Origin of the sequence: Pseudacidovorax intermedius (assembly GCF_003350475.1) — a bacterium.
Classification (GTDB): Bacteria; Pseudomonadota; Gammaproteobacteria; order Burkholderiales; family Burkholderiaceae_C; genus Xenophilus; species Xenophilus intermedius.
In genome coordinates this window covers 624,134-643,836 of record NZ_QQAV01000001.1, presented here as the reverse complement: position 1 = coordinate 643,836, position 19,703 = coordinate 624,134, and the positions used below count along the sequence as shown (strand labels likewise).

Genomic DNA, 19,703 nt, shown 5'->3' with positions numbered 1-19,703 from the left:
GCCCGGGGGCTATATCCGACGGGTCTGTCGTGGCGGTGCCCGCGCCGATGGACGCTGCGGCCCCGAGGAGGCCAATGGCCAGGGTGGGCGGCAACCAGACGGTGGCGTTCAGTCCAGATCTGGCGATGATCGTCAGGATGCTCAATGTCAACCAAACCCAGATCCGCGCGCTTGCAGATTTCGGCGACCACAGAATAAGCAGAACGCCAATGCACAGCCAGACAGCCAGCTGAGGTGCGGCCGATGGGCGGGGACCGGCGCCGATATTCAATAGAAAACCGGCCGCCGGCAAGATCGCCACAAGGCCGTTGCGCGATGGCCCTCCGCTGCTGAACGGTGTACGTCCCAGCGATGCGAAATTCACTTCACCGGTGCACGGGCGGGGTAAATACAAAATCGGTTTCCCTCATCTTTTTCATGATGTCGGGGCACTCGATGGGGTGCTTGTTCCACTCGCTCAATTTTCCCATGGGAAATGTCAACATGGACAGGTTGGGATGAATGAAGATATCGTCATCATTGACCATGAGCACGGTGATCGTGTTGAAATAGTTTCTGAACCATCCATTCAGGGACCGGACGGTCTGGATTCGATGAGGCGCGAGCGCGGATCCACACGAATCCTCTATGCTATCGAATACCCTGTCGATCGCGTCGTATTTTTTGAGCGCCTCTTGCAGTTCCAGTTCTGGCAGACGCTCCAGGTCACAAACCCACATCACTGCAGCAATATTTTCGTCCTTCTGCTGCGGCGTCGGAGGTACCCAGCCCACGCCCGCCAGTGTTTTTCCGAGCGGACTTCCTTTAAGTAGGATCGTCTTGCACTCCATATTGCTGACGCGCAAGCCGTAGCCGGAGAGAAAGCTGTCCAGCTCTTCGCGGGTCCCCGGAGAAAGAGCCAAGGCGTTGTAACCCGATTTATAATTTGTTTCGAAAACTAGACGGATCGGATGCGTTGTATCGCTCAAAAACTGCTTCATTTTCTCGCTCATCCGGCTTCCCACGGGCTGGACGTATTGGCCTGTGAAATTCGAGAATCGTGAATCCGGATGGAGATAGGGTGCAATGAAGGAATTGCTCTGCACCCCATGGAGCAGATACGTGGCTGGTTCGTTCTTCAGAGGCTCGGGAATCTCCAGATCCACCCATTTTCCATTCCAGTAATGGGCGGACCAATAGAGGTTGCCGTTCAAGGCCAAGACGACGACCTGGAGGGCCACAGCAACGCCCAGCGTAATGCGGGTCAGCGATTGAGGCCAGTAAGCGGCCATCATTCCCAGCAGGAGGGGGCCGACCAAGAGCCAGAGCACGTAGGCATATCTGCCGATTCCGCTCATCGTGCCCCAGAGGAAATAGGAGACTAGAAAATACACCCATAGGAGCCTGCGCGCTTTAGGTGCGTCGGGTTTGATTGCGACAGCTCCTTCGCTCCAGTTTCTTTTTATTTTTCTAGCCGCCATGAAGACGGCTGCACCGACAAAACTCAGCACCAGAAAAAACGGACGTAGATCGGGCGCTGAGTTTTCAGAATAGATCATTGTGCCGCTACGGAGCATCGAGAATGGCAGGACGAGCCATGTCCACCCTCCGTAGCTGAGCATTCGACGATCCGAGAAATCGCTCTGAATGAAGTCGGGGGACTTGAACAGACTGTTGTAGAGCGGAAAAATCGGGTTTCCGAAGTGTGCGTAGAGTTTTGCTGCCCACCACCCATTGGTAATGAGGAATCCAAGGAGGCAGCCTGCAGCAAGCACCGCAAGAGCTTTCAGTTTGCAACTGGCATGTCCAGGCCGGAACAGCAAGGCCACAAAAGCGCCTGGAACCAATATGAGATTGGTAAGCTTCAGTCCGGCACCGACACCGAACATGACGCCGGCCAAAAGAATGAGGCGCAAGCTTGCGTTTGCGCCGAAATTCAAAACCAGATAAATGCCGATGACGGTAAAAAGGCCTGCTGCGGGATCAGCAAAAGAATTGCTGAGGGTGGTCAGCTGGATTGGTGACAGGAAGGCCAGAATGGTGGCCGCAGCACACGCAAAGGAGCGATCGATCCGGCTGTCTGCCGTGACGAGTTCGGCGATTTTCCAGATGAAGAAGAATACCGGAAAATGGGACAGGGCAATGAAGATGGCAACAAGCCTGTCATCCCACTGGGCCATGATCATCGCGTAGATAGGGACTTCCGCGAGCGGATTGAGATAACCGCTGACTGCTGCGGGAAAATAATCCTTCTCCAGCCTGTCATGCAGGAAAGAATATGCAGAATAAAGATGATAGTTCCTGAAATCGAAATTCAGGTCCTTGCCTGCGATCAGGGTCCAGAAAATTGTCGAAAGAAGCAGGAACAACAATGTTCCGGCATGGATCTTTTTAGAGACAGGCCGCATCGTAGAAAATAAAAAAGGCCGTCGAAACGGCCTTTGTTGGCAAGCGAGGCGCTTAGACGCGGCACTCGGAAGGCACGTACTTGTTGTTGTCCGCAGTGGAAACTGCGCACTTCCACGAGATCGGCGTGGTGGGGAGGGTGCCAGCGGACAGCGCGGCGGAGGCGGACGAGGGCGTGAGCGTCAGGCTGACGGCACCGGCACGTGCTGTCGTCACGACAGTGATCTTGCCTGTCGTGCCGTCGACGGTCAGTTCGGAAACGTTGCTGGTAGCAGCACTGGAGGCGATTGTCGTCACGCCCAAAGACAGCGTGGAAGCACCATTGGCGGCATTTTCCGCAACGCCGCTCTTCGCAGCCGACGCCATCACCAGGGCTTCCGACACCCGTGCACGCACGGTGTAGTCCTGGTAGGCGGGCAACGCGACGGCCGCCAGGATGCCGATGATCGCCACGACGATCATCAGTTCGATAAGGGTGAAGCCCTTCTGGGCGGTGCGGGCGATGGTGCGACGGTTCATGGTCAGACTCCAGGTTGAAAGCGGTCCGGGTACTGCCCCGGTCGTGCCTTCTCTTTGCAGACCGCGTGCCATGCGGCGGCTGGCGTCGAATGCGCCCAAAAGTTCACACTTAGGCCACACGATCTGACACTTCTTGTTTGTAAACAACTGTTTCCGAGTGACAAAAACGTCAGAGTCACTCGCGGTGACAGCTTTGGTCGCCCCGCACGCTCCCGCGCAGGCCGGTCCTGCAAGCCTCAGCCGCGCGGATGCCCCGCGCCGTGCACCTCGATGGTCTGCCCCGCCTCCAGCCATCGCAGCTCGATCCGGTCCCACAGCCGCAACTGGCCCACCAGGGCGTTGACCTCGGCCATGATCTCGGTGGCCGCGGCCGGCTTGGTGTGCGTCACGTAGACGGGGTAGCGGGCCATGGGGGACATCTGCGCCAGTTCTTCCACCAAAGTGGGGGGCGACAGGTGCAGGCTGCGTTCGGCAAGCTGGCGCTCGCGCGTGCTGAAGGCGGTCTCGATCACGAGGGCGCCCACGTCCATCTGGTTGATCCGGCGCCAGAAGGGCTTGTTGCGTTCGGTGTCGCCGCTGTAGACCCAGTGCGAATGGCCGTCCGCGCGCCGCACGGCGAAGCCGCAGGCGGGCACGGTGTGCACGGCGGGCAGCACCTCCACCACCTTGGGCGCGCGCCGGCCGAGCATCAGGCTCTGGCCGACGTCGAACTCGACGAAGTGGACCAGCGGCGCATCGCTGCTGGGCAGGGCGGTGAAATCCGGCCAGACCAGGTTGTTGAACACATGCGCCCGCAGCACCTGCAGCGTGGCGCGGAGCCCGTGCACCCGCAGCGGCCGGCGGCGCAGGCTGGCAACCGCGTCCACCATCAGGGGAAGGGCCGCGATGTGGTCCAGGTGCGAATGGGTCAGCACCACGTCGTCGATCTGCGCCATCTCTTCCAGGGACAGGTCGCCGACGCCGGTGCCGGCATCGACCAGGAGGTCGTCGTCGATCAGGAAGGAGGTGGTCCGTGCGCCCCGGGCGATGGCGCCGGAGCAGCCCAGAACACGCACCTGCAGGCTGTTCATGAAGAGCTCTGAATAAAGGAGGCGATGGAGCCGGGCGGGCACCGCGGCAGGCCGGCTCGCCCGCGGACAGTGCAGGCTAAGGCGTCGTTGCTGCGGCGCAAAGGACTTCCGTCACGCCGCGCCGGGGCGCGAGTATGCCTGTTCGTCGGGGCCGCACAGGATCGGTTGTCACTAATTTGCAGTTCTGGCCGGCGCCGGTGGGCGAGGGCCCCCAGGGTGCCCCCGGTGCACCGGAGCGGCGGCAGGCGGCATGGCCGGCGCGGGCCCTTCGGGCGTGTAGATGCGCACGCCCCGCTGGCGCCCGCGCACCTGCACCTCGCCCAGCTCGCGCCAGGGCGCATCCGGCATCAGCGCGCGGGTGTTCTCGCCGACGACGATGGGTACGCCATGGGGCGTGCACAGGCCTTCCAGCCGCGCGGCGAGGTTCACGGCGTCGCCGATCACGGTGTAGCTGCGGCGCAGTGCCGAGCCCATGTTGCCGACCACCACCGGCCCGGTGTTGAGGCCGATGCCGATGGCCACCGTGGGCAGGCCAGCCGCCTCGTGCTGCGCATTGAGCGCGGGCAGCGCGGCGACGATGTCCTGCGCGGCATGCACCGCCCGCGCGGCATGGTCGGCCTGCGCGACCGGTGCGCCCCAGAAGGCCATGAGGCAGTCGCCCATGTATTTGTCGACGGTGCCGCCATGCCGGTTGACGATCTCGGTGAAGCGGGTGAAGACCTCGTGCAGCAGGGCCTGCAAGGTCGTGGGCGCCATGTGCTCGGCCAGGTGGGTGAAGCCCCGCATGTCGCAGAACATGATGGTGAGCACCCGGCTTTCGGCCCGCATGCTGTAGCGGTGCGGCTCGCGGGCCATGTCGTCCACCAGCTGCGGCGGGACATAGGCGCCGAACAGGCGCATCAGTCCCCGGCGCTTGCGGCTTTCCACGAAGTAGCCCCAGCTCATGCTCAGCAGCAGTCCCGCGGCGCCGGCCAGCAGCGCGGCGGCCTGGGGCAGCACCAGGCCGCCATGGCGGTAGAGCAGGTCATTGAGCAGCAGCAGCCCGCCGCAGGCCCCCAGCCCGATGGCGAAGCCGGCGGCGGCCGAGCGCCGGGTCACGCCCAGGACCAGCAGCAGGCCGATCACGACCAGGCTGGCCCAGGCATAGCCCGGTGCGTAGTCGGGCACATGCGGCAGGCGCCCGTCGAGCAGGCCGGAGAGCACATGGGCATGCACTTCCACCCCCGGCAGGGCCGCGGCGATGGGTGTGGCCCGCAGGTCCTGCAGGCCGGCGGCGCTGGCGCCGACCAGGACGATGCGGTCCTGCAAGGCCGCAGGCGGCAGGCGGCCTTCCAGTACGTCGCGGGCCGAGACATAGCGAAACCGCGGCCCCGCGTCCTCCCCTGGGCGGCGGTAGGGGACGACGAGGCCGCCGTCGGTGCCCACCGGCACATCCAGGCGGCCGCTGGCGGTCTGCATCCCCAGGGCGACGAGCCGCGGGGACGCACCCGGCGCCGTGGCGAGCCGCAGCACCGGTGGCGCGCTGCCGGTGGCGGCCCGGAAGGTGGCCAGGGCCAGCGACTCGTAATAGCCGCCCGGCGCGGTGTCCAGCCGCGCCAGCAGCGGCACGGTGCGCACCACCCCGTCCTGGCCGGGTTGGAAGACGACGTTGATGAAGCCCGGCCGGGCGCCCGTCGTCCGGCCGGGCAGGCTCGCGACCAGCGTGGGCCAAGCCGGAATCCGGGCGGCATCCGGCCCCAGTGCGTCGGCGGGCAGAAGCGGCGCTGGCGGTTGCACGTTGGGCACGGCGGACGGGTTGTCCGGGGCGCCGGCCTCGCCATCGAAATGAACGCCCAGCACCACCCGGCCGGGCGCCGCGGCCAGCGCCCGCGCGAATTCGCCGTCAGGGTCGATGGCCGACGCGCGGCGGGCGAGTTCGGCGTCGAAGCCCGGCTCGGCCGGCCAGCGGCCGCTGCCCAATGCCTGCACCAGCGCCGGTCCGCTGGTGCGGTCGACTTCCGCGAACACCATGTCGAAGGCCAGAACGCGCACCAGCTGGCGCTGCGTCAGTTCCTGAGTCAGGCGGGCCAGTCGCGCGCGGCTCCAGGGCCACTGGCCGAAGGCCTTCAGGCTGGCCTCGTCGATGTCGACGATGACGATGCGGGGGTCGATACCGCGTGGGGCGTGCCAGCGCAGCCGGGCGTCCTGCAACTGGGCATCGAGCCGATCCACGCCAGGCAGATGCAGCAGCCCCGCCGTGTGGGCCAGCCCGCCGAGGAGGGGCAGCAGGGTGATCGCGATGCGCCAGCCATGGCCTCGAAGGCCGCGCAACAGCCTTCCCAGTCCCATGCCGTGGCTCGGTGCCCTGACGTCCGGGCCCTCAGCCCAGCACGAACTGCATGCGGGTGCCGCCCAGCTCCAGGATGTCGCCGTCCTGCAGGGCCGCCGCGCGCGGCTGGAGCGTCTCGCCATTGAGCGTGGCGCTGCCGTCCACCGGCGCCACCACATAGCCCTGCAGGCGACGGGTGACGGCCGCCACCGCCACGCCGGGCTTGCCGATGGTGGTCACCACCTTGCGCAGCACGATCTCGTGGCCCGCCGCCGATCCGCTGAGGATGCGAATGCAGGCCTGCGCACCGCTGCCGCCTTCCAGCGCCGCCGGCACCGTCTCGCCCTCGGTCAACGGCATGGGCTGCGAGTCGTGCAGCGGTGCGGTGGCGGTCATGCGCAGGTGCGCGCCTTCGTCGATCTCCGCCGTCTGCAGGTAGCGGATCTTGTACTTGCCGACCTCGATCAGGTCGTTGTGCTCCAGCACCTGCTTGCGGATGGCCCGCGAGTTGACGTAGGTGCCGTTGGTGCTGTCCAGGTCCTCGAGGTACACGCTGCTGCCGATCTTGTGCAGCACCGCGTGCTCGCCACTGATGGCGAGGTTGTCGATGACGATGTCGTTGTAGGGGCGCCGGCCGAGCGTGGTGCGTTCCTTGAGCAGGGGCACTTCCTTCAGCACGACGCCATCGATGGCAACTACCAATTTCGGCATGGCCGACACTCCTCAGACCGGACGGGCGCGCAGGCGCAGGACATCAATTTGTAACCGCGAGCCGCCAGGCCCGCAACCTTTCGCATGACACGGCCCGTCAATGGCCGCCGAAACGTGCCAGGATGACCGACACGTTGTCCTTGCCGCCGTTGTCGTTGGCCACCGTGATCAGCAGGGCGACCTTGTCGGCCAGCGGGATGTCGGGGGTCAGCAGCGAGACGAGCTGCTCGTCGGTGACCATGTCGGTCAGGCCGTCCGAGCACAGCAGGTACAGGTCGCCGCGCTGCGCGGGCTCGTGCAGCAGGTCCACCTCCACCTCGGCGCCGATGCCCAGCGCGCGTGTCACCAGGTTGCGATGCGGGGAGGCCTGGGCCTCCTGGGCCGTCATGAGGCCGGCGTCGATCTGGGCCTGCAGGAAGGAATGGTCGCGCGTGAGCGCGGTCAGGCGACCGCCACGCAGCCGGTAGCAGCGCGAGTCGCCGATGTGGCCGACCACCGCGCCGCACGGCCCGAACACGGCGCTCACCAGCGTGGTGCCCATGCCGCGCAGGGCCGGATTGACGGTGCTGGCGTTGAAGACGGCGCGGTTGGCCTGGGTGATGCCCTGTTGCAGGGCCTTCATGACGGCCCGGCTGCCCGGCGCGGGGCCCGCCTGGGCCAGCCACCGGCCCATGGAGGCCTGCAGCAGAGCCACGGCCATCTCGCTGGCCACCTCGCCTCCGGCATAGCCGCCCATGCCGTCGGCCAGAACGGCCAGACCCAGGCGCGGGTCGAAGGCGATCGAATCCTCGTTGTTGCGGCGCAGCCGGCCGGTGTCCGTCTGTGCCGCGAACTCCCAGGGCGGCCCGGCAGGGTCCTGAAGGATGACAGCCGGGCGCGCCATGGGTTCAGTGCTGCGCCGCCTGCTGTCGGCCGCGGCTGGCCAGCAGCTTGCCGACGGCCACCACCAGCACGGCGCCGACGGCCGCTGCCACGTAGTGCAGCGAGGGATTGGCGGCCACGGCGTCATGCAGCGACACGTCGCTCGCCATCGTCTCGCCACCGACCCAGCCGATCAGGGCGGCGCCCAGCATGATGATGATCGGGAAACGGTTCATGAGCTTGATCATGAGCGAACTGCCGAAGATCACCAAGGGGATGCTGATCGCTAGGCCCAACACCAGCAGCACCATGCTGCCATTGGCGGCCGCGGCCACGGCGATCACGTTGTCCAGGCTCATCACCAGGTCGGCGATCAGGATCGTGCGAACGGCGCTGGCGAGCGTGGAATGCTGCTTGCCGCCGCCTTCCTCGCCCTCGTCCTCGCCGCCCAGCAGCTGCACGCCGATCCACAGCAGCAGCAGGCCGCCGATGATCTGCAGGTAGGGCAGGGACAGCAGCTTGACCGCCACGATGGTCAGCACGATGCGCAGCACGACGGCCGCGGCCGAGCCGAGCATGACGGCCTTTTTCTGTTGATCGGGCGGCAGGGCGCGCGCCGCCAGGGCGATCACCACGGCGTTGTCGCCCGAAAGAATGATGTTGATCCAGATGATCTTGAGCAGACCGATCCACAGATCAGGGTTGGAAAGAATCTCCACGGCTTGCTACCTCCACGGTGTAGTGAATTGATGAAGGGCGCCTGTGGTCTCCGACAACCACGGGCGCCCTCCGGCTTTTTTTATGGAGTGGCGAAAGCACGGCGTTCATTCGACGCCTTCGGCTCCGCCTGAGGTGCCGGCGCCTTCCCTTCGACGGGGTAGGCGCTCAGGCACGGGGTCAGATCAGCGACTTCAGGATGCGGCCCATCTCCGACGGGTTGCGCGTGACCTTGAAACCGCACTCTTCCATGATGGCGAGCTTGGCGTCGGCCGTGTCGGCGCCGCCCGAGATCAGCGCGCCGGCATGCCCCATGCGCTTGCCGGGAGGGGCGGTGACGCCGGCGATGAAGCCGACCACCGGCTTCTTCATGTTGGCCTTGCACCATTGGGCCGCTTCGGCCTCGTCCGGGCCGCCGATCTCGCCGATCATGATGACGGCGTCGGTGTCCGGATCGTCGTTGAAGGCCTTCATGACGTCGATGTGCTTCAGGCCGTTGATCGGGTCGCCGCCGATGCCCACGGCCGAGGACTGGCCGATGCCCAGCTCGGACAGCTGCGCCACGGCTTCATAGGTCAGCGTGCCGGAGCGCGAGACCACGCCGATGCGGCCCTTCTTGTGGATGTGGCCGGGCATGATGCCGATCTTGATCTCGTCGGGCGTGATCAGGCCGGGGCAGTTGGGGCCCAGCAGCAGCGTCTTCTTGCCGCCCTTGGCTTCCTTGGCCTTCATCTTGTTGCGCACTTCGAGCATGTCGCGCACGGGAATGCCTTCGGTGATGCAGATGGCCAGGTCCAAGTCGGCCTCGACGGCTTCCCAGATGGCGGCGGCGGCGCCGGCCGGCGGCACGTAGATCACCGAGACGGTCGCGCCCGTCTGCTGGGCGGCTTCCTTGACCGAGGCGTAGATCGGGATGTTGAAGATCGACTCGCCGGCCTTCTTCGGGTTCACGCCGGCCACGAAGGCATTCTTGCCGTTCGCGTACTCCTGGCACTTCTCGGTGTGGAACTGACCGGTCTTGCCCGTGATGCCCTGGGTGATGACCTTGGTGTCCTTGTTGATGTAGATCGACATGGCTGGTGATTCCTTACTTGACGGCCGCCACGACCTTCTGGGCCGCTTCTGCCATGGTGTCTGCGCTGATGATGGGCAGGCCGGATTCGGCCAGCATCTTCTTGCCCAGCTCTTCGTTCGTGCCCTTCATGCGCACGACCAGCGGCACGGACAGGTTCACGGCCTTGCAGGCGGTGATCACGCCGGTGGCGATGGTGTCGCACTTCATGATGCCGCCGAAGATGTTGACCAGGATGGCCTTCACGTTCTTGTTCTTCAGCATGATCTTGAAGGCCTCGGTGACCTTCTCGGGGGTGGCGCCGCCGCCCACGTCCAGGAAGTTGGCTGGCTCGCCGCCGAACAGCTTGATGGTGTCCATGGTGGCCATGGCCAGGCCGGCACCGTTGACCAGGCAGCCGATGTTGCCGTCCAGGCTGATGTAGGCCAGGTCGAACTTGGAGGCTTCGATTTCCGCGGGATCTTCCTCGTCGAGGTCGCGCAGGGCGACGATCTCGGGATGGCGGAACAGCGCGTTGGCGTCGAAGTTGAACTTGGCGTCCAGGGCGATGATGTTGCCCTTGCTGTCGCGGTTGAGCGGGTTGATCTCGACCAGCGAGGCGTCCGTCTCCATGTAGCAGGTGTAGAGCTTCTTGCAGACGTCGATGAACTGGGCTTCGGAGTCGGCGGGCAGCTGGATGCCCTTCGCCAGTTCCTTGGCGAGCTCGTCGGTCATGCCGGTGAGCGGGTCGACGAAGACCTTGACGATCTTCTCGGGCGTGCTGTGCGCTACTTCCTCGATGTCCATGCCGCCTTCGCTGGAGGCGATGAAGGCCACCTTCTGCGTGCCGCGGTCGGTCACGGCGGAGAGGTAGTACTCCTTCTGGATGTCGGCGCCGTCTTCGATGTACAGGCGGCGAACCTTCTGGCCTTCGGGACCGGTCTGGTGCGTGACCAGCTGCATGCCGAGGATGTCGGTGGCGCGGGCCTTCACGTCCTCGATCGACTTGGCCACCTTCACGCCGCCGCCCTTGCCGCGGCCACCGGCGTGGATCTGGGCCTTCACCACCCACACGGGGCCGCCCAGCTTCTGTGCGGCTTCGACCGCTTCTTGCACGGTGAACGCCGGAATGCCGCGCGGCACAGGCACGCCGAACTTGGCAAGGAGTTCCTTGCCTTGGTACTCGTGAATCTTCATGGAAAGAGTCTCTCGGAACGGAGGATGGGAGGTGCTGTTGTCCGCAGGCCACGCCAGCCGGCCGGCCGGGGAGCGGCGGAGCAGCCTGCGAATGTATCATGGTGCGCCGCGTCATGGCGGCCTCTGGCCGTTGTGGCGACCACGTAGTCTTCCCACTGTCCATGGGGAGAACACTCAATCGAGGATCCCGCCATGACCAAGGTTTTCATCGACGGCGAGGCCGGCACGACCGGCCTCCAGATCCGCGAACGGCTCACCGGCATGCCCGGCATCGAGCTCGTCAGCATCGCCCCCGAACTGCGCAAGGACGCCGCCGCCAAGCGTGACCTGATGGCTGGCGTCGATCTGGTCATCCTCTGTCTGCACGACGATGCAGCCCGCGAGTCGGTGGCGCTGATCGACGGCCTGGGCGGGCGCAAGCCGCGCATCATCGACGCCTCCACCGCGCACCGCGTGGCGCCTGGCTGGGTCTACGGCTTTCCCGAGCTGGCCGAAGGCCACGCCGCCGCCGTGAAGGCCGCCGAGCGCGTGGCCAACCCCGGCTGCTACGCCACCGGCGCCATCGCCATCGTGCGCCCGCTGGTCGACGCCGGCCTGCTGCCCAAGGACCATCCCATCGCGCTGCCCTCGGTCAGCGGCTATTCGGGCGGCGGCCGCACCATGATCGAGGCCTACGAGGCGGGCACCGCTCCGGCCTTCGAGACCTACGCGCTGGGCCTCAAGCACAAGCACATCCCCGAGATCATGGCCTGCACCGGCCTCACGGCACGGCCGGTGTTCATTCCCTCGGTGGGCAACTTCCGCCAGGGCATGCTGGTCAACCTGCCGCTGCACCTGGACGCGCTGCCCGGCAAGCCCACCGCGGCCGACCTGCACGACGCGCTGGCCGCCCACTACGCGAAGAGCAACACGCCAGAGCAGTACGTGAAGGTGCTGCCGCCGACGGAAGACGGCAAGCTGGAGCCGCAGGCCCTGAACGACACCAACGACCTGGAGATCCGCGTCTTCCCCAACGAGGACCATCGGCATGCCGTCGTCATCGCCCGCCTGGACAACCTGGGCAAGGGGGCGAGCGGCGCGGCGGTGCAGAACATGCGGCTGATGCTGGGGGTCTGAGCCCCTCAGCGCAGCATCATCGCCATCGCCGAGCAGCAGTTGAGCATGCGCACCGCCGCCTCCATCGTCGGTGCGTCGAAGCGCAGCGCGGTGCCGTCCACCCGTTCGAAGCTGGGCCACTGGCAGAACAGGTCGGCATGGGCCGGCGTCTGGGTGTGCAGCTCCAGGTTCAGCGGCCCGGGCACGCGCAGCGGCGCGGGCCGGGCATTGGCGGACGTCGCCACGGCGCGCGCCACACCTTCGCGGATGGCCGCGCAGGCGGCCTCGGGCGAGAGCGAGACGCCGCTGTTCATGCCCGTCGCCTCCTTGGTCTGCACGAAGACCGTGCCCGGCAGCCGCGGCGCCGTCTCGGCGATGAAGGCGTCGTCGCCGCTGGCCATCAGCACCGGCACGCCGTAGTCGCCGGCCAGCGCGCCATAGAGCGTGGCCTCGCTCTGCCATTCGCCGTTGACGCGGATGCCGGCGAAGGCGCCGCTGTTGATCGTGTGGGCCAGGATGCCCGGCGCATGCGCGCGGGCGTGGTAGCCCACCATGCACACGCCCGTGGTGCCGGGCCGCTCCACGCCGGCCACCATGCTCAGGTAGCGCGGCTTGCCCTGCACGATGCGGGCGCGCGGGTCCAGCCGCGCCGCCGGCATGTTGCGGAAGCTGCCGTGCGAGTCGTTGACCACCACGGCCTCGGCTCCGCCGTCGAAGGCGCCAGCGATGGCGGCATTGGCCTCGTCGGTCATCCACAGCCGGGCGCGTTCGTACTCGCCATTGCCGGGCCGTGTCTGTTCGGGGTGGAAGACGCCGGCAACGCCTTCGATGTCGACGGAAATGAGGATGGTCTGGGTCATGGATTCAGGCGCTTCGCGCGACGGGTGGGCGACTGTGCGAGGCCGTGGCGGGACGAGGAAAGCGTGCAGGCGTGCGTCATGCCGCGACCGGCAGCAGCGAGCGGGTGAACGCATCCGCCGGCCAGTCGGCCAGCAGCTCGCTCAGGCCGCGCCGCACATGGCCCGCGCGGCCGTGCAAGGTGGACGCATGCCATAGCGCGGAGAGGATCGCCTGCTCCACGCTGTCGGCCGCGGCCTGGAAGAAGGGGTCGAGCCGCGCATCGTGCAGCAGCGCCACGGCGGGAATGGGCTCGGAGGGAAGCTGTGGCAGCGTGTAGGCGGTCGAGAAGGCCAGTGCGATGTCGCCGCTGCCATGGCCGAACACCGAGCCGGTGCGCGCCAGTCCGGCGCCGGCGCGCAGTGCCAGGCGGCGCAGTTGGCGCGCATCCAGCGGCGCGTCCGTGGCCAGCACCATGATGATCGAGCCGCGCTCGGGCGCTGTGGCCGCCGCAATGCGGCCAGTCTGCTGCAGCCAGGCGCCGACGGGCTGACCGACCACCTGCAGCTGCTCGGGCCGGCCCTGGTTGGTCAGTACCAGGGCGCCGACGGTCCAGCCTGGCGCAGCGCCGCCGTCGGGCTTGGCGCGCGCATCGTCGCCTTGGGGCCGAGCAGCATCACCGCCGCCGTCGACCGCGATGCGTCGCGAGGCGGTGCCGATGCCACCCTTGAGCCCGTGGCAGGACATGCCCCGCCCCGCGCCGACCGCGCCCAGCGCGAAGTCGGCATCGGCCGCCTGCCAGGCGGCCAGGTAGTCCGCCTCGCGCACCGCAAAGCGCTGCTGGTCGCTCAGGAAGCCGTCGTTGCACTCCAGCACGAGCGGATTGACCGTGGGCCAGCTCCGGCCGCATTCCGGATGCGCCGCGATGCATTGGCGCATCTGTGCCTGCGCCACCGCCGGCACGGCGAAGGTGTTGGTCAGCGCGATCGGCGACTCCAGCACGCCGAGCTCTTCCACCTGCATCAGCCCCAGGCTCTTGCCGAAGCCGTTGAGCACTGCCACGCCGGCCGGCACCCGCTGCAGGTAGGCACTGCCGGCATGCGGGCGTACGACCGTGACGCCGGTGTGCACGTCTTCATCGGGCCGATCCAGCGTGGCATGGCCGACGGTGACGCCAGCCACGTCGGTGATGGCATTGCGCGCACCGGCGGACAGGGCGCCGATGTGCGGCAGGGCCGGGCCGCGCGCCGGGTGATCGACGGTGCCGGCGCCTTTGGTCGCGGCCGGGAGCTTGCTCACAGCCGGTCGATCTTCGGATCCAGCGCGTCGCGCAGGCCGTCGCCGAGCATGTTGAAGGCCAGCACCGTGAAGAAGATGGCCAGCGACGGGAACAGCGCCACATGCGGTGCGTTGACCATGTCGGCGCGCGCCTCGTTGAGCATCGCGCCCCACTCCGGCGTGGGCGGCTGCGCACCCATGCCCAGGAAGGACAGGCTGGCCGCCGTGATGATCGACGTGCCCATGCGCATGGTGAAGTACACGACGATGGCGGAGAGCGTGCCGGGCAGGATGTGGCGCAGCAGGATCGTCAGATCGCCCGCGCCGATGCTGCGCGTGGCCTCGATATAGGTCAGGTTCTTCAGCGCCAGCGTGTTGCCGCGCACCAGCCGCGCGAAGGCCGGCACGCTGAACACCGACACCGCCACCACCACGTTGGTCATGCTGCTGCCCAGGATGGCCACCACGGCGATGGCCAGCAGGATGCCGGGGAAGGCGAACAGCACGTCGCACATGCGCATGATGAGCCGGTCCCACCAGCCGCCATAGAAGCCGGCCACCAGGCCCAGCGCGGTGCCCACCACCGCGCCCAGTGCGACGGAGACGAAGCCCGTGGCCAGCGAGATGCGCGCGCCCATCAGGATGCGGCTGAGGATGTCGCGGCCCAGCGGATCGACGCCGAACCAGTGCGCGGCCGACGGCGGCGTGTTGAGCCGGTCGTAGTCGAAGAAGTTCTCGGCGTCGTAGGGCGAGATCCAGGGCGCCAGCACCGCCACCGCGACCAACAGCACGATGAAGGCGAGGGCGGCCAGCGCCATCGGTTGACGCTTGAACTTGCGCCAGAACTCGGACCAGGGCGAGCGCACCGCCAGCGGCGCGCCGCTGGCCGCCGCGGCGGCGGCTGCGGTATCGGAAGCGGGAAGGGACGAAGAGGAGGGCATGGTGCGATGCGAAGCCTGCGTGGGATCGGCGGTCCGGCTCACTTGCCGAAGCGGATGGCCGGGTTGATGAGGCCGTAGAGCACGTCCACCACCAGGTTGATGAGGATGAACTCCAGCGAGAACAGCAGCACCAGCGCCTGGATCACCGGGTAGTCGCGCATGTCCACCGCATCCACCAGCAGCCGGCCCAGGCCGGGCCAGTTGAAGACGGCCTCCACCACGATGGAGCCGCCCAGCAGGAAGCCGAACTGCAGGCCCATCATGGTGACGACGGGGATCAGCGCATTGCGCAGGCAGTGCTTGAAGAGGATCCACGACTCCGGCACGCCCTTGGCGCGTGCGGTGCGCACGAAGTCCTCGCCGATCACCTCGATGAAGGAGGCGCGGGTGAAGCGGGCCATGACGGCGGCCACGGCCGCGCCCAGCGTCAGCGAGGGCAGGATGTAGTGGCGCCACGAATCGGCGCCCACCGTGGGCAGCCAGCCCAGCTGCACCGAGAACAGCTGCATCAGCAGCATGCCCAGCGCGAAGGCCGGAAAGGAGATGCCCGAGACGGCCAGTGCCATGCCCAGCCGGTCGGGCCACTGGTTGCGCCATACGGCGGATGCGATGCCGATGGCCATGCCGAAGAGCGTGGCCCACACCATGCTCGTGACGGTGAGCCAGAAGGTGGGCATGAAGCGCGCGCCGATTTCTTCCGACACCGGCCGCTTCGTGCGCAGCGAGGTCCCCAGATCGCCATGCAGCAGGCGGTTGAAGAAGGCGACGAACTGCTGGGGCAGGGGCTTGTCCAGGCCCAGGTCCTGGCGCACCAGTTCCACCGTTTCGGGGCTCGCATCCACGCCCGCGGCCAGCCGCGCCGGATCGCCGGGCAGCAGGTGCACGAACAGGAAGACCAGCACGGCCACGATCAGCAGCGTGGGAGCAAGGCCGAACAGGCGGCGGACGACGTAGTGGAGCATGGAGATACAGGTGGCTCGGGCGGGACGTGCGGTACAGCTCAGGCAGACGAAAGGCGCAGGTGGCGGCGGACCATGCCGCAGCACTACCTCTCATGCCTGATGCAGCCCACCACACAAAAGAAGCGCACTTTCAAAGATCAGGCGGCCGCGGAGCAGGGCCCGCCAGTGCACCCGCGGAACCGGCTTTGCCGGGCCGCCGGGTGCGCCCCTTGAGGGGTAGGCGGCTACACGAAGTGAGCAAGCAGCGGGGAGGGCCTTGTGCTCAAGCAACGGGGGCTTACTTCAGTTCCACTTCGTCGAAGTTGAAGCTGCCGTCCGGAATCACATAGAAGCCGGCCAGGTTGCGCGCACGCACCGACAGCAGCTGCTCGGTCACCAGGAAGGCCCAGGGCGCGTCCTTCCAGATGCGCTGCTGGGCATCGGCGTAGATCTTGGCCTTCTCGGCGTTGTCGGTGGTCACCAGCGCCTTCTGGATGTCCGCATCGACCTGCTCGTTCTTGTAGTAGGCCGTGTTGAACAGCTTGGGCGGGAAGGACTCCGAAGCCAGCAGCGGGCGCAGCGCCCAGTCGGCCTCGCCGGTCGACGAGGACCAGCCCACGTAGTACATGCGCACCGGCGCGGTGGCCGGGTCCTGCGCGCTCTCCACGCGCTCCACGCGCTGGCCGGCTTCCAGGGCCTGCACCTGCACCTTGATGCCCACCTGCGCCAGCTGCTGCTGCACGAACTGGATCACCTTCTGCGCTGTGCTGTAGTTGTAGGCGCTCCACAGCGTGCTCTCGAAGCCGTTGGGGTAACCCGCCTCCTTCAGCAGCTCGCGCGCCTTCTTCGGGTCATAGGGCCAGGGGCCGAGCTTGGTGTTGTACTGCACGCCCTTGGGCAGCACGCCCTCGGCCGGGATCGCGTAGCCCGAGAAGGCCACCTTGGCCAGGGCTTCCTTGTTGATGGCGTAGTTGATCGCCTCGCGCACCTTCGGGTTGTCGAAGGGCTTCTGCTGCACGTTCATCGAGATGTAGCGCTGGATGATCGAGGGTGCGCTCGTCACCTCCAGGCTCGGCTTGGCCTGCAGCGTCGCGGCCGCCTCGGGCGGCATCGGGAAGGCGAAGTGCGCCTCGTTGGTCTGCATCATCGCGGCGCGGGTGTTGTTGTCCACCACCGGCCGCCAGGTGATCGAGTCGATCTTGGGGTAGCCCTTGCGCCAGTAGCCGTCGAACTTGGCGACCTTCAGGTAGTCGGTGGACTTCCACTCGACGAACTTGAACGGGCCGGTGCCGACCGGGTTCTGCGCGATGCCCTTGCTGCCGTACTTGGCCAGCGCTGCCGGCGAGATGATCACCGCCGACGGATGGGCCAGCGAGTTGATGAAGGGCGAGAAGGCTTCCTTCAGTGTGAAGCGCACCGTGGTCGGGTCCACCGCCTCGGTCTTGGCGATGTTCTTGTAGAGGTTGTAGCGCTTGAGCTTGTTGTCCGGGTTGGTCACGCGGTCGAAGGTGGCCTTCACCGCCTCGGCGTTGAAGTCGGTGCCGTCGTGGAACTTGATGCCGGTCTTGAGCTTGACCGTGTAGACCAGGCCGTCCTTGCTGACGGTGTAGCCGGTGGCCAGCACCGGCTGCATCTTCATGTCCTTGTCGAAGCCGAACAGGCCCTGGTAGAAGGACTTGGCCACGGCCTGCGACAGCGTGTCGTTGGCGTCGTAGGGATCGGTGGTGGTGAAGTTGGACTGCACGGCCACGACGATGTCCTTGGCGGCGTGGGCCGAGGCGGCGAAGCCCGCCAGCCCGGCCAGGGCCAGGGCGGCGGCGATGCGGTGGGGACGCTGTTGTTGCATGCGAAGCTCCTTCAGAAGACGAGGGGAACGAAAAGGTGAAAGGCGCACCGGGCTTCAGCCCTGTGGCGGCGCCACGAAATGATCCGGGCCGACCTGCACCAGCGGCGGCACGTCGGGCTCGTGGCCGGCCGGGAAGATGGGGCTCGGGATCTCGCCCTGCAGCAGCGCCCGCGGCTGATGGCGGCGCGATGGATCGGCCACCGGCACCGCGCTCATCAGCTTGCGGGTGTACGGGTGCTGCGGGTTCTCGAAGACCGCGCGCCGCGGGCCGATCTCGACGATGCGGCCCAGGTACATCACGGCCACGCGGTGGGCGATGCGCTCCACCACCGCCATGTCGTGCGAGATGAACAGGTAGGCCATGCCCATCTCGCGCTGCAGCTCCAGCATCAGGTTGACGATCTGCGCCTGGATCGACACGTCCAGCGCCGACACGGCCTCGTCCGCCACCACCACCTTGGGCTGCAGCGCCAGGGCGCGGGCGATGGCGATGCGCTGTCGCTGGCCGCCGGAGAACTCGTGCGGATAGCGCTGCGCATGCTCCGGCGGCAGGCCCACGCGGGTGAGCAGCGCCTCGACGCGGGCGCGGGCCTCGTCGCGCGTGGCCAGGCCGTGCACCAGCAGCGGCTCCATGATCGAGAAGCCCACCGTCAGCCGCGGATCGAGCGAGGCATACGGGTCCTGGAAGATGAACTGGATGTCCCGCCGCAACGCCTGCACCTCGGCCGGCTTGAGCGCGAGCACGTCGCGGCCGTCAAAGCGGATGCTGCCGCGCTGGCTCTCGACCAGGCGCAGCAGCGAGCGGCCGGTGGTGCTCTTGCCGCAGCCCGATTCGCCCACCAGGGCCAGCGTCTCGCCAGCGCGCAGGTCGAAGCTCACCTTCTCGACCGCATGGACCTCGCGCGTCACGCGCTGCAGCCAGCCGCCGCGCAGCGGAAAGCGCGTGACCAGGTCGCGCACCTGAAGAATGGGCTCGGCGTCGTGGCGCACGGTGTCGTGCTCGGGCCGGGGTGAAGCAGCCTCGTCCACCGCATCGACGCGCAGAAGCTCGAAAGGCGCCGGCCGGTCGGTGCCCTGCATGGCGCCCAGCCGCGGCACGGCCGACAGCAGGGCGCGCGTGTAGGGATGGGCCGGCGCCGCGAAGAGCTGCGGCGCCGGGCCTTCGTCGACCTTGTCGCCCCGGTACATCACCAGCACGCGGTCGGCCACCTCGGCCACCACGCCCATGTCGTGGGTAATGAAGACCACGCCCATCTGCATCTCGCGCTGCAGCTCGGCGATGAGGGCGAGGATCTGCGCCTGGATGGTCACGTCCAGCGCCGTGGTGGGCTCGTCGGCGATCAGCAGCTGCGGCTTGCACGACAGCGCCATGGCGATCATCACGCGCTGGCGCATGCCGCCCGAGAGCTGGTGCGGATAGCGGCGCAGCACCTCGCGTGCCTCGGGGATGCGCACCAGCTCCAGCATGCGCAGCGCTTCGGCGCGGGCGGCCGCCTGGCTCTTGCCCTGGTGGATGGCGATGGCCTCGGCGATCTGGTCCCCCGCCGTGAAGACGGGGTTCAGCGAGGTCATCGGCTCCTGGAAGATCATGGCGATGTCCGCGCCGCGGATGCCGCGCATCGTCGCCTGCGAGGCCTGCGCCAGGTCCAGCACCTCGCCATTGCGGCGGCGCAGGGCCATGCGGCCGTTCAGGATGCGGCCGCCGCCGTAGTCCACCAGGCGCATCAGCGCCAGCGAAGTGACGGACTTGCCCGAACCCGATTCGCCCACGATGGCCAGCGTCTCGCCGCGGTCCACATGGAAGCCCAGGTGCTTGACCGCATCGACGGTGCGCTCGCGCGTGGCGAAGCGCACGCTCAGGTCGTCGACCTGCAGCACGCGGCCTTCGGGAAGGGCGACGCCCGCGCGGGTGGCGGCGGGCGCCTCGGCAATGGCAGTGCTCATGG

Annotated in this window: 16 protein-coding genes; 1 reads left to right on the top strand and 15 read right to left on the bottom strand. The window is 67.2% G+C overall.

All coding sequences use genetic code 11. From position 1 onward, the window contains the following. Window positions 1-365: 365 nt before the first annotated feature. From DFR41_RS02800 to sucC, 9 genes are all read right to left on the bottom strand, one after another. On the bottom strand, window positions 366-2,348 hold the full coding sequence (locus DFR41_RS02800) for a glycosyltransferase family protein (protein ID WP_114801616.1): 1,983 nt from the start codon (window positions 2,346-2,348) through the stop codon (window positions 366-368). A gap of 91 nt (window positions 2,349-2,439) precedes the next feature. Then, window positions 2,440-2,904 carry a pilin gene (locus DFR41_RS02795; protein WP_114801615.1) on the bottom strand — a complete coding sequence of 155 codons (465 nt, stop codon included), beginning with the start codon at window positions 2,902-2,904 and terminating at the stop codon, window positions 2,440-2,442. Between the two features lie 236 nt (window positions 2,905-3,140). Further along, the gene (locus DFR41_RS02790) at window positions 3,141-3,965 is read right to left on the bottom strand and encodes an MBL fold metallo-hydrolase (protein ID WP_043118027.1); all 825 of its coding nucleotides are present in this window, start codon (window positions 3,963-3,965) and stop codon (window positions 3,141-3,143) included. 180 nt (window positions 3,966-4,145) lie between these two features. Continuing rightward, entirely contained in the window at window positions 4,146-6,302 is a 2,157-nt protein-coding gene (locus tag DFR41_RS02785) for a CHASE2 domain-containing protein (protein ID WP_170159305.1), read from the bottom strand. A 31-nt stretch (window positions 6,303-6,333) separates the two neighbouring features. Continuing rightward, window positions 6,334-6,993 carry an FHA domain-containing protein gene (locus DFR41_RS02780; RefSeq protein WP_114801613.1) on the bottom strand — a complete coding sequence of 220 codons (660 nt, stop codon included), beginning with the start codon at window positions 6,991-6,993 and terminating at the stop codon, window positions 6,334-6,336. 97 nt (window positions 6,994-7,090) lie between these two features. Beyond that, entirely contained in the window at window positions 7,091-7,876 is a 786-nt protein-coding gene (locus tag DFR41_RS02775; RefSeq protein ID WP_017761550.1) for a Stp1/IreP family PP2C-type Ser/Thr phosphatase, read from the bottom strand. A 4-nt stretch (window positions 7,877-7,880) separates the two neighbouring features. After that, window positions 7,881-8,573 (bottom strand): TerC family protein, encoded by a 693-nt coding sequence (locus DFR41_RS02770; protein WP_017761551.1) that lies wholly within the window; start codon window positions 8,571-8,573, stop codon window positions 7,881-7,883. A 178-nt stretch (window positions 8,574-8,751) separates the two neighbouring features. Next, a complete protein-coding gene (gene sucD, locus DFR41_RS02765; RefSeq protein WP_017761552.1) occupies window positions 8,752-9,645 on the bottom strand; it encodes a succinate--CoA ligase subunit alpha in 894 nt (297 codons plus the stop codon). A gap of 13 nt (window positions 9,646-9,658) precedes the next feature. Next, window positions 9,659-10,819, bottom strand: coding sequence for an ADP-forming succinate--CoA ligase subunit beta (sucC, locus tag DFR41_RS02760; RefSeq protein ID WP_114801612.1), 1,161 nt, complete (start codon window positions 10,817-10,819; stop codon window positions 9,659-9,661). A 192-nt stretch (window positions 10,820-11,011) separates the two neighbouring features. Here sucC and argC point away from each other — a divergent pair, with 192 nt between their 5' ends. Next, window positions 11,012-11,935, top strand: coding sequence for an N-acetyl-gamma-glutamyl-phosphate reductase (gene argC / locus DFR41_RS02755; RefSeq protein ID WP_017762066.1), 924 nt, complete (start codon window positions 11,012-11,014; stop codon window positions 11,933-11,935). Window positions 11,936-11,940: 5 nt separating this feature from the next. Here argC and DFR41_RS02750 read toward each other — a convergent pair whose 3' ends face one another. The 6 genes from DFR41_RS02750 to DFR41_RS02725 form a co-directional block, all read right to left on the bottom strand. Then, on the bottom strand, window positions 11,941-12,774 hold the full coding sequence (locus DFR41_RS02750) for a M55 family metallopeptidase (protein WP_017762065.1): 834 nt from the start codon (window positions 12,772-12,774) through the stop codon (window positions 11,941-11,943). A 76-nt stretch (window positions 12,775-12,850) separates the two neighbouring features. Then, window positions 12,851-13,984 carry a DmpA family aminopeptidase gene (locus tag DFR41_RS02745; protein WP_114802163.1) on the bottom strand — a complete coding sequence of 378 codons (1,134 nt, stop codon included), beginning with the start codon at window positions 13,982-13,984 and terminating at the stop codon, window positions 12,851-12,853. 62 nt (window positions 13,985-14,046) lie between these two features. Beyond that, window positions 14,047-14,970: a glutathione ABC transporter permease GsiD gene (gene gsiD / locus DFR41_RS02740; RefSeq protein WP_043116983.1), complete on the bottom strand. Its 924-nt coding sequence runs from the start codon at window positions 14,968-14,970 to the stop codon at window positions 14,047-14,049. A 38-nt stretch (window positions 14,971-15,008) separates the two neighbouring features. Continuing rightward, window positions 15,009-15,932 (bottom strand): glutathione ABC transporter permease GsiC, encoded by a 924-nt coding sequence (gene gsiC / locus DFR41_RS02735; protein WP_114801611.1) that lies wholly within the window; start codon window positions 15,930-15,932, stop codon window positions 15,009-15,011. 277 nt (window positions 15,933-16,209) lie between these two features. Beyond that, window positions 16,210-17,757: a glutathione ABC transporter substrate-binding protein GsiB gene (gsiB, locus tag DFR41_RS02730; protein ID WP_114801610.1), complete on the bottom strand. Its 1,548-nt coding sequence runs from the start codon at window positions 17,755-17,757 to the stop codon at window positions 16,210-16,212. A gap of 54 nt (window positions 17,758-17,811) precedes the next feature. Further along, window positions 17,812-19,701 carry a dipeptide ABC transporter ATP-binding protein gene (locus DFR41_RS02725; RefSeq protein WP_114801609.1) on the bottom strand — a complete coding sequence of 630 codons (1,890 nt, stop codon included), beginning with the start codon at window positions 19,699-19,701 and terminating at the stop codon, window positions 17,812-17,814. Window positions 19,702-19,703 lie beyond the last annotated feature (2 nt).

Excerpts from the sequence above, each read along its gene's own strand:
- DFR41_RS02795 (WP_114801615.1), bottom strand. The coding sequence starts at position 2,904 with ATGAACCGTCGCACCATCGCCCGCACCGCCCAGAAGGGCTTCACCCTT.
- DFR41_RS02785 (WP_170159305.1), bottom strand. The coding sequence starts at position 6,302 with ATGGGACTGGGAAGGCTGTTGCGCGGCCTTCGAGGCCATGGCTGGCGC.
- DFR41_RS02780 (WP_114801613.1), bottom strand. The coding sequence starts at position 6,993 with ATGCCGAAATTGGTAGTTGCCATCGATGGCGTCGTGCTGAAGGAAGTG.
- DFR41_RS02775 (WP_017761550.1), bottom strand. The coding sequence starts at position 7,876 with ATGGCGCGCCCGGCTGTCATCCTTCAGGACCCTGCCGGGCCGCCCTGG.
- sucD (WP_017761552.1), bottom strand. The coding sequence starts at position 9,645 with ATGTCGATCTACATCAACAAGGACACCAAGGTCATCACCCAGGGCATC.
- sucC (WP_114801612.1), bottom strand. The coding sequence starts at position 10,819 with ATGAAGATTCACGAGTACCAAGGCAAGGAACTCCTTGCCAAGTTCGGC.
- argC (WP_017762066.1), top strand. The coding sequence starts at position 11,012 with ATGACCAAGGTTTTCATCGACGGCGAGGCCGGCACGACCGGCCTCCAG.
- DFR41_RS02750 (WP_017762065.1), bottom strand. The coding sequence starts at position 12,774 with ATGACCCAGACCATCCTCATTTCCGTCGACATCGAAGGCGTTGCCGGC.
- gsiD (WP_043116983.1), bottom strand. The coding sequence starts at position 14,970 with ATGCCCTCCTCTTCGTCCCTTCCCGCTTCCGATACCGCAGCCGCCGCC.
- gsiC (WP_114801611.1), bottom strand. The coding sequence starts at position 15,932 with ATGCTCCACTACGTCGTCCGCCGCCTGTTCGGCCTTGCTCCCACGCTG.
- gsiB (WP_114801610.1), bottom strand. The coding sequence starts at position 17,757 with ATGCAACAACAGCGTCCCCACCGCATCGCCGCCGCCCTGGCCCTGGCC.
- DFR41_RS02725 (WP_114801609.1), bottom strand. The coding sequence starts at position 19,701 with ATGAGCACTGCCATTGCCGAGGCGCCCGCCGCCACCCGCGCGGGCGTC.